General features: G+C 68.3%; 16 protein-coding genes. 10 read left to right on the forward strand and 6 right to left on the reverse strand.

Translation table 11 applies throughout. The annotated features are described in order from the left end of the window. Positions 1-82 precede the first annotated feature (82 nt). Positions 83-562: a DUF421 domain-containing protein gene (locus tag ARC23_RS14305; protein WP_057497809.1), complete on the forward strand. Its 480-nt coding sequence runs from the start codon at positions 83-85 to the stop codon at positions 560-562. A gap of 42 nt (positions 563-604) precedes the next feature. On the opposite strand, the gene hemF is transcribed toward ARC23_RS14305, so the two are convergent. From hemF to ARC23_RS14335, 6 genes are read right to left on the reverse strand one after another with little or no spacing between them, the layout of a single operon-like run. After that, on the reverse strand, positions 605-1,501 hold the full coding sequence (hemF, locus tag ARC23_RS14310; protein WP_057497810.1) for an oxygen-dependent coproporphyrinogen oxidase: 897 nt from the start codon (positions 1,499-1,501) through the stop codon (positions 605-607). 4 nt (positions 1,502-1,505) lie between these two features. Then, positions 1,506-2,690: a hypothetical protein gene (locus ARC23_RS14315; RefSeq protein WP_057497811.1), complete on the reverse strand. Its 1,185-nt coding sequence runs from the start codon at positions 2,688-2,690 to the stop codon at positions 1,506-1,508. A gap of 33 nt (positions 2,691-2,723) precedes the next feature. Continuing rightward, positions 2,724-3,686: a hypothetical protein gene (locus tag ARC23_RS14320; protein ID WP_057497812.1), complete on the reverse strand. Its 963-nt coding sequence runs from the start codon at positions 3,684-3,686 to the stop codon at positions 2,724-2,726. A 32-nt stretch (positions 3,687-3,718) separates the two neighbouring features. Next, positions 3,719-4,279, reverse strand: coding sequence for a hypothetical protein (locus tag ARC23_RS14325; protein ID WP_057497813.1), 561 nt, complete (start codon positions 4,277-4,279; stop codon positions 3,719-3,721). A gap of 27 nt (positions 4,280-4,306) precedes the next feature. After that, a complete protein-coding gene (locus ARC23_RS14330; RefSeq protein WP_057497814.1) occupies positions 4,307-4,726 on the reverse strand; it encodes an NUDIX hydrolase in 420 nt (139 codons plus the stop codon). Further along, positions 4,723-7,092, reverse strand: a complete 2,370-nt coding sequence (locus ARC23_RS14335) for a S9 family peptidase (RefSeq protein WP_057497815.1) — start codon at positions 7,090-7,092, stop codon at positions 4,723-4,725. Before ARC23_RS14335 ends, ARC23_RS14330 begins: the two co-directional genes overlap by 4 nt. A 167-nt stretch (positions 7,093-7,259) precedes the next feature. Here ARC23_RS14335 and ARC23_RS14340 point away from each other — a divergent pair, with 167 nt between their 5' ends. From ARC23_RS14340 to ARC23_RS14380, 9 genes are all read left to right on the forward strand, one after another. Then, a complete protein-coding gene (locus tag ARC23_RS14340) occupies positions 7,260-7,589 on the forward strand; it encodes a hypothetical protein (protein WP_005414880.1) in 330 nt (109 codons plus the stop codon). Positions 7,590-7,626: 37 nt separating this feature from the next. After that, complete coding sequence (locus tag ARC23_RS14345; protein WP_057497816.1) at positions 7,627-8,271, forward strand: RNA polymerase sigma factor; 645 nt, start codon at positions 7,627-7,629, stop codon at positions 8,269-8,271. Further along, a complete protein-coding gene (locus ARC23_RS14350; protein WP_057497817.1) occupies positions 8,268-8,483 on the forward strand; it encodes a hypothetical protein in 216 nt (71 codons plus the stop codon). Before ARC23_RS14345 ends, ARC23_RS14350 begins: the two co-directional genes overlap by 4 nt. A 248-nt stretch (positions 8,484-8,731) precedes the next feature. Continuing rightward, positions 8,732-10,129, forward strand: a complete 1,398-nt coding sequence (locus tag ARC23_RS14355; protein ID WP_057497818.1) for a cytochrome ubiquinol oxidase subunit I — start codon at positions 8,732-8,734, stop codon at positions 10,127-10,129. 1 nt (position 10,130) lies between these two features. Further along, complete coding sequence (gene cydB, locus ARC23_RS14360) at positions 10,131-11,144, forward strand: cytochrome d ubiquinol oxidase subunit II (RefSeq protein WP_057497819.1); 1,014 nt, start codon at positions 10,131-10,133, stop codon at positions 11,142-11,144. A gap of 216 nt (positions 11,145-11,360) precedes the next feature. After that, complete coding sequence (locus ARC23_RS14365) at positions 11,361-12,104, forward strand: beta-ketoacyl synthase chain length factor (protein ID WP_057497820.1); 744 nt, start codon at positions 11,361-11,363, stop codon at positions 12,102-12,104. Further along, entirely contained in the window at positions 12,097-12,894 is a 798-nt protein-coding gene (locus ARC23_RS14370; protein ID WP_057497821.1) for a lysophospholipid acyltransferase family protein, read from the forward strand. The genes ARC23_RS14365 and ARC23_RS14370 overlap by 8 nt, the downstream gene beginning before the upstream one ends. Next, entirely contained in the window at positions 12,881-13,138 is a 258-nt protein-coding gene (locus ARC23_RS14375) for a phosphopantetheine-binding protein (RefSeq protein WP_057497822.1), read from the forward strand. The genes ARC23_RS14370 and ARC23_RS14375 overlap by 14 nt, the downstream gene beginning before the upstream one ends. Before the next feature lie 17 nt (positions 13,139-13,155). Next, complete coding sequence (locus ARC23_RS14380) at positions 13,156-13,413, forward strand: acyl carrier protein (RefSeq protein ID WP_057497823.1); 258 nt, start codon at positions 13,156-13,158, stop codon at positions 13,411-13,413. Positions 13,414-13,426: the final 13 nt, after the last annotated feature.

Genomic DNA, 13,426 nt, shown 5'->3' on the forward strand with positions numbered 1-13,426 from the left:
GTCAGATCCCTTTGCCCGTCGGGCAAAGGGATCTGACCCCATCCGGATGCTAGGCTGGGCCATCGCTCCGCAGGGGAAGACCATGCCCGACCTGTTCGCACTGGCGATGCCGTGGTGGGAGTTCATCCTGCGCGCGGTGGTGGTCTACGTCGTGGTGCTGGGCATGGTCCGGCTGGGCGGCAAGCGGGCTCTGGGGCAGATCACGCCCTTCGACGTGCTGCTGATCGTGCTGCTGGGCAACGCAGTGCAGAACGCGCTGCTGGGCACCGACACCTCGCTCGGCGGGGGCCTGTTGCTGGCGGCCACCCTGATCGTGCTGAACTACGGGGTGGGCTGGCTGACCACCCGGAATCGGCGCATGGAACGGATGATCGAAGGAGAGCCCACCGTGATCGCGCGCGATGGCCGGCTGTTGGAGGGCGTTCTCCGCCGTGAACTGATCAGCCGGGCCGACTTCGACGCCGCACTGCGCCAGCAGGGCAGTCTGCGGATCGAGGACGTGCAGATCGCGCTGCTGGAGACGACCGGGCACATCACGATCATCGCGCGGAAGGGCACCTGACGTGCAGCACCGAGCCCAGGCCCGGCGCGACCAGGCCGCCCCTCAGAGCCAGTCGCGCGGCACCAGGTAGTCGGCCAGTCGCGATTCTGCGCTGCCGGGTTCAGGCGAGAAGCCGTACTCCCAGCGCACCCGTGGCGGCAGGCTCATCAGGATGCTTTCGCTGCGGCCACCGCTCTGCAGCCCGAACAGGGTGCCGCGGTCGTAGACCAGGTTGAATTCCACGTAGCGGCCGCGGCGGTACAGCTGGAACTCGCGTTCGCGCTCGCCGTAGGCGGCGTCCTTGCGCTGCTGCACGATCGGCAGGTACGCATCGAGGAAGCCATCGCCGACCGCACGCAGGTAATCGAAATCGCGCTCGAAGTCGCCGTGCAGGTCATCGAAGAACAGGCCGCCGACGCCGCGCGTTTCATTGCGGTGGCGCAGGAAGAAGTATTCGTCGCACCAGCGCTTGTGCGCGGCATAGCGTTCTTCGCCGAACGGTGTGCACAGGTCGCGTGCGACCCGGTGCCAGTGCTGCACGTCCTCGTCGAACGGATAGAACGGGGTCAGGTCGAAGCCGCCGCCGAACCAGCTGGCCACCACTTCGCCGTCGCGCTGCGCCTGGAAGAAGCGCACGTTGGCATGGGTGGTCGGCACGTAGGGATTGAGCGGGTGGAACACCAGCGACACGCCGGTGGCGCGCCAGGAGGCGCCGGCCAGCTCCGGGCGGTTGGCCGAGGCCGACGGCGGCAGGCGGCTGCCGGCCACGTCGGAGAAGCCGATGCCGGCCTGCTCGAACACCGCGCCGTCGCGCAGCACGCGCGTGCGCCCGCCACCGCCCTCGGCACGCTGCCACAGGTCTTCCTGGAAGCGGGCCTGGCCATCGACGGCCTCGATCGCCGCACAGATACGGTCCTGCAGCTCGGTGAGGTAGGCACGCACGCGCTCGAATTCGTTCATGGCGCTACTTTACCGCAGGGCCCGTGCCGGTACCCGCGCGCGCGGCGCAGTGGGATGCCGACCCATCGCGGAGGTAACGGGTAAAGCGGTTGTCGCGGTCGTTGGCCACCAGATCGCCGTTGGCCAGCTGCCAGAACACCCGGTCCTCGCCTTTCCCGCTGCGAACGTGTACGGCTCCCTCGCGCAGGGCGGCAGGTTGCGGCTCCTGCCCGGCCATCCGGACCCGGCCATCCTCGCCGAACACCAGGTCGCCGGCCTGCGCCTGGAAGCGACCACAGGGCAGCGCATCCAGAGGCGCTACGGCCATGTCGGCCGGTGACAGCGACGCCAGCGGCGTGGCCGCGCTGCAGGCCTGCGGATCCTGGCCGACCCTGCACGCCAGTTGCAGCGCGTCGCGTGCGGGCAGCAGGCGCTTGGAGGCCCACAACGCAACGGCGGTTGCATGGCAGAAGCTGGCGCTGGGATGTTCGCGGCACAAGGTGCTGACCTCGTCCAGCTGCGCAGCGGGCAGCGGCACCTGATGCGGCGTACTGCCTGCCAGTGAGAACGCCCAGCCGATATCGCGTGCACGGCTGGCCATCTCGGCCTGCTCGCACGCGGCCTGGTCGTAGCTGGCGGTGCCTTGTTCACAGGCTGCTGGCGTGGGTGGCGCTTGGCGGTCGCTGGCAAGGGCCATCTCGACCAGCAGGTCGTTGCGGGCATCGCTGCGGTAGTCTTCGATCAGCAGATTGCAGGCGAAGGGAACATCTTCGCGGCACCATTGCCGCCAGCGATCGGGACCGGCGAGTGCCATGTCATCGATGCATTGGGCGATGTCCGCGCGGCAACTTCCTGCGGCGAACACCGGCGGTGGGCGGCACTCGGCAGCGCTTTCCAGCGTGTAGTGATGGTCCTCGCTGGCCAGAATGCGGCCGTCGCTGGCGATCTGCAGTGCACTGACGTTGCCGGTGGCCAGGCTGGCCATCACCAGCGACTCGCCCAGCCGCTCCAGGTTGTAAGGCTCCGGCGCCACGCCGGGCGCGAGCAGGCGGCCCTGTACAGGGCTTTCCACCTGCAGGCGGGCGCCGCTGCCGGCGTCCTTGAAGGTGCCGCACAGCAGGGACTGCGCGGACACGACCGGGCTCAGCAGCAACAGAAGCGCAGCCGCCCACCCTCGTGACAGGCGGCGGATGACGGTGACGGAGGGCATGCGGCAGCTCCTGGCAGAACGAAAGCGGAAAGGTCAGTGATCATGGCCGGGCGCAGTCCGGCATCGTGCGTTGGAAAAGGGCCGATATCGCTGGTAGCCGGTCTGCGTGTCCATGCCGAGCAGATCGCCGTTACCCAGCTGCCGCAGGACAAGGGTTTGGCCGTTCTGCTGCAGGTGGATGGCGCCTTCATGCAGACCGGCCTGCGCGCCATCACCGAAGTCGAGCGTGTCGACAACGCCCCCATCCGCCCGGTAGCGGCCACACGGGAGCCGCCGGGCCGGCACCAGGCGCAGATCCGCGCCGAGCTCAAGCAAGGGTGCCGTGCGCTCGCAGGCACTGGCGCGGCCCGCATCGCAGACCACCTGCAGGGCCTGTACCGCCAGCGCAGGCTCCAGTGCGATCAGCTGCTGTTCGGCCACCCCGGTGCAGAAGCGGCCACTACGCTGTTGCAGGCAAAGGCGCTGCAGGATGGCGCGCTGTGTGGCCGGCAAGGGCGCCTCCTGCTGCACGGCCCCGCTGGCGGCTGCGGCGAGGAAATGACGCAGCAGTGCCGAGCAGCCGGCGCCGACGCCTTCCTCGCACGCGCGCTGCGCCTGTTCCGGAGGCGCCCCAGCGAGCCGCGCAATGCACCGCGCAGGGTGTGCCAGGCAGCCATCGGTGCGGCCGGTGGGGGTGCGCTGGCAGGCCTGGGGACGATGCAGCGTGTAGCTGGCCACACTGTCGTCGACATGCGTCCCGTCGGCAGCCACGCCGATGGCGGTGGCTACGCCGTCGTCGAGCAACACCAGCTGCAGGTCGCCGGCGCTGCGGTCGATGCGCAGCGGTGCGCGTTCCTGACCTTCCAGGGTCCGATAACCGCGAGTGGGTGATTCAAACACCAGCGTGATGCCGCCATCGGCGCTGCGATACTCACCGCAGCGCGGTGCATCGGCGGCGGCAGTGGCAGGCAGCGCGGCAAACAACAGCAGCGCGGGGAGCAGCGTCAGCAGGCGCATGCGACAGTCCCTGTCGTGCGGAAGTGGGGGGCCTAGTGGAACCGCGCGCGGATGTCCGGCCGCAGCAGGCGCCAGGCCAGCCAGCCCTGTGCAACGAGTATGGCCACAGCGCCCCCGAACAAGGTCAGTGACACCAGGACTCGCTGGACCTGGGCTTCGCGCAGCGTCTGTGGATCGACGATATGCGTCATGAGGTCAGCGAAAATGCTGTCCAGCCACCACACGAATGCGAAATTAGCCACGGCGGACAACCACAGAAACACCACATAGCTCCAGAGGCCCCAGCGACGCTGCCGGTAGAAGCCCCAGCTTGAAAGCACGGCAGGGATCCAGGGTAGCGCCAGCCACAAAGTGGCGGCGACCGGGGCCTTCAGCATCCACAGCACGCTGCGTGGAAACCCCTGCTCAGTGGCTGTCAGGGTCATTCCCTGCCAGAGCGGACTGTCAGCCAGCCACCCAAGCAACACCGCTTGAAGTGCAATGAGTACGCAGAAACCTGCGCAGACCAGCAGCGACGCCAAGCCCAGCGGCCGGATGAAATCCTGGGCTGCGACTGCGCTGTGAGGCCGGCCTTGGGGCGATTGAAGCGACATCCGATGTCCTGGGCAGCAGTGGGGTGATCAGCGGGCCGTCACCCGGGTGGCGACCGCCGGCAGGATATGGTGTTCGCTCAGGGGTGCCAAGGGCCGCCCATGCGGCGGTTGCAGCGGCACCCAGGCCAGTTCGGCGATCTCGGCGCGCGGCTGCGGTGTACCGTCCACCTGCACCCACCACGCCTGGGCCTGCACGCGATGGCCGGGCTCGTTCACTGCCCAGTCTTCGAACGTGCCCAGCGCGATGGCGGCATCGGCGCGCAGCTGCACGCCCAGTTCTTCGTCCAGCTCGCGGGCCAGCGCCTGCAGCGGTGCTTCACCGGGCTCGGGCTTGCCGCCCGGCTGGATGAAGCGGGTGGCGCCGTGCTTGCGCACCACCAGCGCCCGGCCGCGGTCATCCAGGATGACCGCGGCCACGATCCGGATCGTGGCCGCGGCGTTGCTCACTTCAGGTTCTGCTCGAACAGCTTGAGGATGCGCTTGTACTGGTCCAGCCACGAATCGGCACGCACGTAGCCGTGGCGCTCCAGCGGGTACGGTGCGATCGACCAGTTGTCCTTGTGCAGCTCGATCAGGCGCTGGGTCAGGTTCACCGAGTCCTGGAAGAACACGTTGTCATCCATCATGCCGTGGGCGATCAGCAGGTTGTCCTGCAGGTTCTGCGCGTACTCGATCGGCGAGGACACGCGGTACGCCTCCGGGTCGATGTCCGGCGTGTTGAGGATGTTGCTGGTGTAGCCGTGGTTGTAGTTGTGCCAGTCGACCACCGGGCGCAGCGCGGCGCCGGCCTTGAACGTGCCCGGTGCACGGAACAGCGCCATGAAGGTCATGAAACCGCCGTAGGAACCACCGTAGATACCTGCGTGGTCACGGTCGCCCTGCTGGGTGTCGACCAGCCAGTCCAGGCCGTCCTTGTAGTCTTCCAGTTCCGGATGGCCCATGTTGCGGTAGATCGCCGTGCGCCAGTCGCGGCCGTAGCCCTCGCTGCCGCGGTAATCCATGTCCAGCACGATGTAGCCCTTCTGCACCAGCAGGTTGTGGAACATCTGCTCGCGGAAGTAGGCCGGGTAGCGCTGGTGCACGTTCTGCAGGTAGCCGGCGCCGTGCACGAACATCACGATCGGGTACTTCTTCCCCGGTTCCTTGTTTTCCGGCTCGTAGTACTTGGCCCAGACCACGCCGGCACCGTGCCTGGACGGTACCGCGACCAGCTTCGGCTGGATCCACTGGCGGGCCTTGTAGTCGGCGGTGCGGGTGTCGGTCAGCACGCGTGCCTGGCCACCGGCACTGGGCAGCACCGCCAGCTGCGGCGGCAGGTAGGCACCGGAGTAGCGCACCAGCAGCTGCTGGCCATCGGGCGACAGCGAGAAATCCTCCACGCCGTTGAGGCTGGTCAGCTCGCGCACCTGGCGGCTGCCGGTGTCGACCGCGCAGACTTCGTAGTCATGCGGCGCCTGCGGGTTGCACAGGAAGTAGAAGCCCTTGCCATCGGCCGACGGCACCGGCGCCGAGGTTTCCCACTTGCCGCTGGTCAGCGCCTGTGGCTTGGCGGTGCCGGCCTGGGTGTACAGGTGCGAGAAGCCCGACTCCTCGGACAGCAGCCACAGCGTGCGGCCATCGGCCATCCAGCCGAAATCGTTGAAGCCCCAGTTGATCCAGGCGTTGTCGGTCAGGCGGTGGCGGTTCTGCACGCGGCCGTCGGCGGCGTTGACGCTGATGATCCAGCGGTCCTTGTTGTCGTTGGCACGCAGCATCACCGCGGCCTGCTGGCCGTCGGCGCTCCAGCGGATGCCGCCGCCCATGAAGTCGCTCATCACCTGCACGCTGCGCTCGCCCTTCAGCGCGTCCTTGCCGGCCTTGCGGCGCAGTTCGGCCAGCGGGTCGGTGCTGATGCCCGGCAGGCTGGCCAGCGAGACCTTTTCAGCCTTGCCGGTGCGCACGTCCACGTACCACAGGGTGTGCGGTTCGAAGCCGTTGCGGCCGACGCGGGTGCGGGTGTCTTCGGTTTCCTCGTAACCCGATTCGGTCACGTACAACGGCATCTTGCTGGTACGGCCGTCGTCGAAGTCCTTCGGCTTGGTCACCACGATCAGGTGGGTCAGGTCCGGCGACAGCACGCTGTCACCGATCTCGACGTCGGCGCCCAGGTACACCGGGCCCGGTGCGCGGGTCGGATCGGCCTGGCGCCAGCGCTGGTCCTGGTCCTTCAATGCCTCGCGCTGCTCGCGGTCGCGGCGCAGGGTTTCCAGCGTGCGCAGCTGCTGGTCGCGCAGCACGTCGGCCTTGGGCGGCGTGCGCGGGTCCTTCTCGGCCTTCAGGCTGGCCACCTGCTGCACGCCGCTGGCGGCGGTCCAGTGGAACCAGTTCTGGCCGACGCGCCAGATCACGCCATTGTCGGCAGCGAAGTTCACGTTGCCCGCGCGCTCGTTGCTGCGGGTCAGCTGGGTCAGTGCGCCGCTGCGCAGGTCGCGCACGAACACATCGCCATTGCGGACGAAGGCGCTGCGGCTGCGGCTGCGGTCATAGACCGGCTCGGCCACATCCAGGGTGCCGCGCTGGTCATCGGCCACCTGCGCGGCCACGCCACCGGCCACCGGCTGGCGGAAGGTATCGCGTACCGGACTGCCGTTGCGCTTGAGCTGGTACTCCACCTGCTGGCTGTTCCACGACCACCAGGCCTTTTCGACCGGCGGACCGATCCAGTCCGGGTCGGCCATGGCCTGTTCGATGGTGATCGGCGTCGGCGCAGCATGCGCAGCCGGTGCGGCCAGCACGGCCGACAGCAGGAGGGACAGGGGCAGCACTCGGGACATGGGCGGACGGCACCAGAAGAGGAAACCGGCCAAGGGTACCAGCCGCCCCGGCCCGGGGCAGGGGCCACAGGTCATGGCAGCGGGATTGGCAAAGTGGTGCAACCGGTTGCCGTGGCCGCGCATCCATTCTCCTGAACCCGCATCATCCACCGAACAGGAGCCCGACCATGCAGGAACTGATCCCGATCACCCTCTTCATCTGCATCGCCTATGCGATCCATGCCATTGCCGATGCCCGCGCCCGCAGCAAGCTGGTGGCGCCACACGTGCCGGAGGAAGTGATCCGCTCGCTGGCCGTGCTGGAAGAAGAGCGCCGCCGCCAGGGTGCGCTGCGCTGGGGCATCAGCCTGGTCTGCCTGGCCCTGGCCATGGCCCTGCTGGAAGCCATCGGTGCCCGTGACCTGACCTTTGGTGCCGCTGCCGCGCTGGTCGGTAGTGCCGGCCTCGGCCAGCTGCTGGCCTGGCACTTCACCCGCCCTGCGGCACGCAAGGGCTGAGCCGGAACATGCCGCGGGCACAGGGGGCGCCCCGCGCATGAGCCTGCTGGGCGGAGCACTGGCCGCATTGCGGGGGCGTCGCCGCGACGTGCCGGTCGAGCCCGCACCGGCCGTGGACGACGACCGCGCGCTGGTCAGCGCGATCATCGATGGCTCGCAACCGGCCTTCGCGCAATTGGTTGAAACCCACCAGCGCACCTGCGCGCATGTGATCGGGCGCATGGTCGGCGACCGCGACCAAGTGCCCGATCTGCTGCAGGAGACCTTCCTGGCGGCGTTCCGCCAGCTGCACCGGTTTCGTTTTGAATCCTCGCTGCGCACCTGGGTTTCCCGGGTCGCTTACACCACGGCGCTGCAGCACCTGCGCCGGCGGCGGCTGGAGGCGCAATGGATGGTGGCGGTGGAGGTGCCGGAGGAACTGGGTGTCGGCGATGAAGGCCCGGGCCCGGTGGAGTTGAGCGAGGCGCTGCAGGCCGGGCGCCAGCTCGGCGCGGCGCTGGAACGGCTGAGCCCGCCGCAGCGCTTGATGGTCGGGCTGCATTATCTGGAAGACTTCGATCTGGCCGAGATCGAACAGGTGACCGGGCTGGCACGCGGTACCATCAAGAGCCACCTGTTCCGCGCGCGCCAGGTCCTGAAACAGGAACTGACGCGGCACGCCACCGCCGGAGAACTGCTGTGAACCCACCGACCGACCCCCGCGATGCGGAAGCGCGCGCGCTGGCACAGGCGTTGCGTGAGCAGGTGCAGCGGGAAGAAACGCCGGATGTGAGTGAGGCGCTGCAGCAGCGCATCAACGCCGAGTCGCGCGACAGTGGCGTGGGCTATGTGGTGGTGCAGGTGCTGTTGTTTGGCGCACTGCTGGCTGCAGCGGCCTGGTATTTCTGGCACTGAAGCACCCGCCGGGTGATGGGCCGCGCCAATCGCTGTGGGTAGAGGCCGACCCTGGTCGGCGCCCGGGTGTGTGCCAACCAAGGTTGGCAGCTACCAGAGCGGTCAATCGGTAGCGCCGGGCGATGCCCTGCGGCCTTCACGCCGCCCTGCGACAAAGTGAAGCAGCGCGTCACCCGGTCGCATCCCGCCTTAACGAAATCCTCCTAAAGTGGTCCGGTATCCCACCGGTCGCAGGCAGGAGGCGTCCCTTGGACGCGTTGTTGTTGTCCCGGATCCAGTTCGGATTCGTCATCAGTTTCCACGTGCTGTTCCCCGCCTTCACCATCGGTACGGCCAGCTGGCTGGCCTTCATCGAGTGGCGCTGGCTGCGCACGAAGTTGCCTGTGTGGCGCGAGCTGTATTTCTTCTGGCAGAAGATCTTCGCGGTGTCGTTCGGCATGGGCGTGGTCAGCGGCATCGTCATGGCCTTCCAGTTCGGAACCAACTGGCCGCGGCTGAGCGAGGTGGCCGGCACGGTCATCGGCCCGCTGCTGACCTACGAAGTGCTGACCGCGTTCTTCCTGGAAGCCAGCTTCCTCGGCGTGATGATGTTCGGCTGGGGCCGGGTCTCGCCGCGCCTGCATTTCCTGTCCACCTGCATGGTGGCGCTGGGCACGCTGTTCTCCACGTTCTGGATCCTGTCGTCCAACAGCTGGCTGCATACCCCGGCCGGCTACGAGATGGTCAACGGCGTGGTGCATCCGGTGGACTGGTGGCAGGTGGTGTTCAACCCCTCGTTCCCGTACCGCCTGGCGCACATGGCGCTGGGCTCGTTCATCACCACCTGCTTCGTGATCGGTGGCGTCGGCGCGTGGTACCTGCGCAAGGGCACGCACGTGGAAGCGGGCCGGCGCATGCTGATCGCGGCGGTGGCGTTCGCCGCACTGACCGTGCCGGTGCAGATCTTCGTCGGCGACATGCATGGCCTGAACACGCTCAAGCACCAGCCGATGAAGATCGCGGCGATGGAAGCGCACTGGCATGAAACGAAGGAGGGCGAGGGCGTACCGCTGGTGGTGTTCGCGCTGCCCAACGAAAAGGAAGAACGCAACGACTTCGAAGTGGCCATCCCGAAGCTGGGCAGCGTGATCCTCACCCACAGCCTGGACGGCACCTTCGATCCGCTGACCTCGGTGCCGGCCAGCGAGCGGCCGCCGGTGACGCCGGTGTTCTTCGCCTTCCGCATCATGGTCGGGCTGGGCACGCTGATGCTGCTGCTGGCCTGGGTGTCAGCGTTCCAGCTGTGGCGCAGGAAGCTGCTGGATTCGCCGTGGCTGCTGCGCGGCTGGAACTGGATGCTGCCCAGCGGCTTCATCGCGCTGCTGTCGGGCTGGTTCGTCACCGAGATGGGCCGCCAGCCGTGGGTGGTGTATGGCCTGCTGCGCACCGCCGATGCCGTGGGCCCGCAGAGTGCGTGGATGACCGCGCTGTCGCTGGGCGTGTACGTGGTCGGCTACGCCTTCGTGTTCGGCTGGGGCATCTGGTACCTGGTGAAGATCCTGCGCCACGGGCCGCAGCCCTACGCCGAAGGGCCGTCGCTGGACCACGGCAGCCACACCCCGGCACGCCCGCTGTCGGCGGCCGACGAACCGCTGGAGGAGCGCTGACATGGACCTGATGACCTGGCTGCCGGTGGCGTGGTTCGCGGTGATCGGCTTCGGCGTGCTGATGTACGTGGTGCTGGACGGCTTCGTGCTCGGTATCGGCATCCTCGCCCCGTTCGCCGAGGACGAGGAGCAGCTGGACCTGATGATGAACACGGCCGCGCCGATCTGGGACGGCAACGAGACCTGGCTGGTGCTGGGCGGCGCCGGCCTGCTGGCGGCGTTCCCCAAGGCCTATGCGGTGCTGCTGTCGGCGCTGTACCTGCCGGTGCTGCTGCTGGTGGTGGCACTGGTGTTCCGCGGCGTGGCCTTCGAGTTCCGCTTCAAGGCGCACCGGTCGCGCCGGCTGTGGAGCGTGGCGTTCGGCCTCGGCTCGCTGCTGGCGACCTTTGCCCAAGGCGTGATCCTGGGCACCCTGGTGCAGGGCATCCCGCTGGTGGACGGTGCGTACCAGGGCGGTGCGTTCGCCTGGTTCAGCCCGTTTGCGATGCTGACCGGTGCGGCGCTGGTGGCCGGTTACGCGTTGCTGGGCAGCACCTGGCTGATCCTGAAGACCGAAGGGCGCGTGCAGGCGCTGGCGCGGCAGATGACCCGCCCGCTGGTGGTGGCGGTGATCGCGGCGATGGGCCTGGTCAGCAGCTGGCTGCCGTTCCTCGATTCGCGGTTGATGGAACGCTGGTTCAGCGATGGCAACTTCTGGTGGCTGTCACCGGTGCCGCTGCTGACCCTGGCGGTGGCGGCCGCGCTGTGGCGCAGCGCCACCCATCCGCGCCGCGACCTGCCGCCGTTCCTGCTCAGCCTGGCGCTGTTCGTGCTCGGCTTCCTCGGCCTGGTGCTGGGCATGTGGCCGTACCTGCTGCCACCGTCGATGACGCTATGGCAGGCTGCCGCGCCAGCGTCGTCGCTGGGCTTCACCCTGGTCGGGCTGGTCGTTCTGCTGCCGGTCATCCTCGGCTATACCGCGTGGTCGTACCGGGTATTCCGCGGCAAGGTGCACGCCGATACCGGTTACCACTGATCGATCCAAGCGCGGACCCGGCGGTGGCGGGCCCGCGTTGGGGAATGTGAAACCTGCACACCCCGTGCAGGACGTGCTAGCGTGCGCTCCTTTCCGGCGGCCAGGGGGGCAGCCGGCGACGTCCTGGACGGACGCACGGCTGCAGGAATGGGGGGCCGCCGCGCGTCGCCGTAATGGCTCGTGCCTATCGTTCTCCCATTGAAGCACCACCGCTAAATGATCGAATTCTCCATCGTCGACTGGGCCGCCTGGGCGCCCGGCCTGAGCGAGCGCAGCCAGTGGCTGCGCTGGGCCGATGCGCCGTACCTGCCGCAGGGCGAGGACACCCCGGCGCTGGCCGAGATCCCGGCAATGCAGCGCCGCCGCATCGAGCGGCTGGGCCGGATGGCGATCCAGGCCGCGTGCTGGTGCGAGGACGGGCAGGGCGCTGACAGCCAGGTGCCGCTGGTGTTCGCCAGCCGCCACGGCGACGTCGCCCGATCCATGGACCTGCTGTCCGCGCTGATCGGCGAACAACCGTTGTCGCCCACCGGCTTCGGCCTGTCGGTGCACAACGCGATCGCCGCGCTGTACTCGATCGCCCGTGGTCATCGCGGCAACTACCTGGCACTGGCCGCAGGGCAGTCCACCGTCGAGGCCGCCTGCCTGGAGGCCGCCGGACTGCTGGCCGACGGCGCGCGCGAGGTGCGGGTGGTGGTGTATGAATCGCCACTTCCTGAAGTTTACGCGACGTTCGCCGACGAACCCGACCCGTTCTTTGCCTGGTGCTGGCGGCTCACGGCCCCTGCGGCCGGCCATCCGACCCTGTCGTTGCAGTGGCAACCGGCCGAAGGCCAGGCCAACACCGCGCCGGGCACGCTGCCGCACGCGCTGGACCTGCACCGCTTCCTGCTGTCCGGTGCGCCGGCGCTGGAGCACGTGACCCAGGGCCAGCAGTGGCGCTGGGGGCGCCGTGGCTGAGCTGCGGCGACGCCTGGACCATGCCTGGCGGGTGGTCGGCACCGGCCTGAGCTTTGCCGCGTTCGGCGTGGGCGGCCTGCTGCTGGGCCTGCTGGTGATGCCGGTGCTGATGCTGATGCGTGACCCGATGGCCCGCCGTCGCCGGGCCCGCCGGGTGGTGCAGGTGGCCTTTGCCAGCCATGTCCGGCTGATGTGCCGGCTGGGGGTAATGACCCTCCAGATCGAGGGCCGCGAGCGCCTGCAGCGCGACGGCCTGCTGGTTCTGGCCAATCATCCGACCCTGATCGACGTGGTCTGCCTGATCGCGCTGCTGCCCAACGCCGATTGCGTGGTCAAGCGGGCCGTGGCCTGCAACCCGTTCATGCGCGGCCCGGTGCGGGCGGCCGGCTACATCTCCAACGATGATGGCGCCGGGCTGGTGGACGACTGCGTCGCGGCGGTGCGCGCCGGCGGCACCCTGGTCATCTTCCCCGAGGGCACCCGCAGCGTGCCCGGGCAGCCGCCGCGGTTGCAGCGGGGCGCGGCCAACATCGCCGTGCGCGGCCGGCTGGACATCACCCCGGTGCGGATCACCTGTACCCCCCCAACGCTGACCAAGGGACAGAAGTGGTATCGTGTACCCTCACGTCGCTTTCACGTTCGGCTGCAGATCGGCGAAGATATCCCGATCGCGCCTTTCCTGGCCGAAGACGACTCGCCAAGGGGGGATGCCTTGGCGGCACGCCGCGTTACCGAGCACCTTTCTCGTTATTTCGACCTGTCTGGAGAGCCGCCCCGTGCAAGCACTTGAGCACGAGATCAAGGAACTGATCATTTCCTCCCTTTCGCTGGAGGACATCACGCCGGAGGACATCGATCCGACCGCGCCGTTGTTCGTCGAAGGCCTCGGCCTGGATTCGATCGATGCGCTGGAGCTGGGCCTGGCGCTGCAGAAGAAGTACGGTGTCAGCCTCTCGGCCGATTCGGACGAAACCCGTCGCCATTTCTCCAGCGTGCGCGCGCTCGGCGAGTTCGTCGCCGCCCGCCAGTCGTAACGGCGCCAGGAACTGCCATGACCAAGAATGAACTGTTTGAACGCATCGTCAGCATCCTGACCGACAGCTTCGAGATCGAGCCTGCGCGGATCACCCCCGAGGCGCGCCTGTACGACGACCTGGACATCGACAGCATCGATGCGGTGGACCTGATCGTGCAGCTCAAGCCGCTGCTCGGCCGCAACCTGCAGCCGGAAGCGTTCAAGGCCGTGCGCACCGTGCAGGACATCGTCGATGTCGTGCACGGGCTGTTGCCGGACCAGGCAGCCGCCTGACCGCAGCGCCGGC

It is taken from the genome of Stenotrophomonas beteli (assembly GCF_001431665.1).
GTDB lineage: Bacteria > Pseudomonadota > Gammaproteobacteria > Xanthomonadales > Xanthomonadaceae > Stenotrophomonas > Stenotrophomonas beteli.

What these genes read in the sequence shown, in the direction of transcription:
- ARC23_RS14320 (WP_057497812.1), bottom strand. Translation starts at nt 3,686, where the DNA reads ATGCGCCTGCTGACGCTGCTCCCCGCGCTGCTGTTGTTTGCCGCGCTG.
- ARC23_RS14380 (WP_057497823.1), top strand. Translation starts at nt 13,156, where the DNA reads ATGACCAAGAATGAACTGTTTGAACGCATCGTCAGCATCCTGACCGAC.
- hemF (WP_057497810.1), bottom strand. Translation starts at nt 1,501, where the DNA reads ATGAACGAATTCGAGCGCGTGCGTGCCTACCTCACCGAGCTGCAGGAC.
- ARC23_RS14345 (WP_057497816.1), top strand. Translation starts at nt 7,627, where the DNA reads ATGAGCCTGCTGGGCGGAGCACTGGCCGCATTGCGGGGGCGTCGCCGC.
- cydB (WP_057497819.1), top strand. Translation starts at nt 10,131, where the DNA reads ATGGACCTGATGACCTGGCTGCCGGTGGCGTGGTTCGCGGTGATCGGC.
- ARC23_RS14335 (WP_057497815.1), bottom strand. Translation starts at nt 7,092, where the DNA reads ATGTCCCGAGTGCTGCCCCTGTCCCTCCTGCTGTCGGCCGTGCTGGCC.
- ARC23_RS14305 (WP_057497809.1), top strand. Translation starts at nt 83, where the DNA reads ATGCCCGACCTGTTCGCACTGGCGATGCCGTGGTGGGAGTTCATCCTG.
- ARC23_RS14365 (WP_057497820.1), top strand. Translation starts at nt 11,361, where the DNA reads ATGATCGAATTCTCCATCGTCGACTGGGCCGCCTGGGCGCCCGGCCTG.
- ARC23_RS14325 (WP_057497813.1), bottom strand. Translation starts at nt 4,279, where the DNA reads ATGTCGCTTCAATCGCCCCAAGGCCGGCCTCACAGCGCAGTCGCAGCC.
- ARC23_RS14340 (WP_005414880.1), top strand. Translation starts at nt 7,260, where the DNA reads ATGCAGGAACTGATCCCGATCACCCTCTTCATCTGCATCGCCTATGCG.
- ARC23_RS14315 (WP_057497811.1), bottom strand. Translation starts at nt 2,690, where the DNA reads ATGCCCTCCGTCACCGTCATCCGCCGCCTGTCACGAGGGTGGGCGGCT.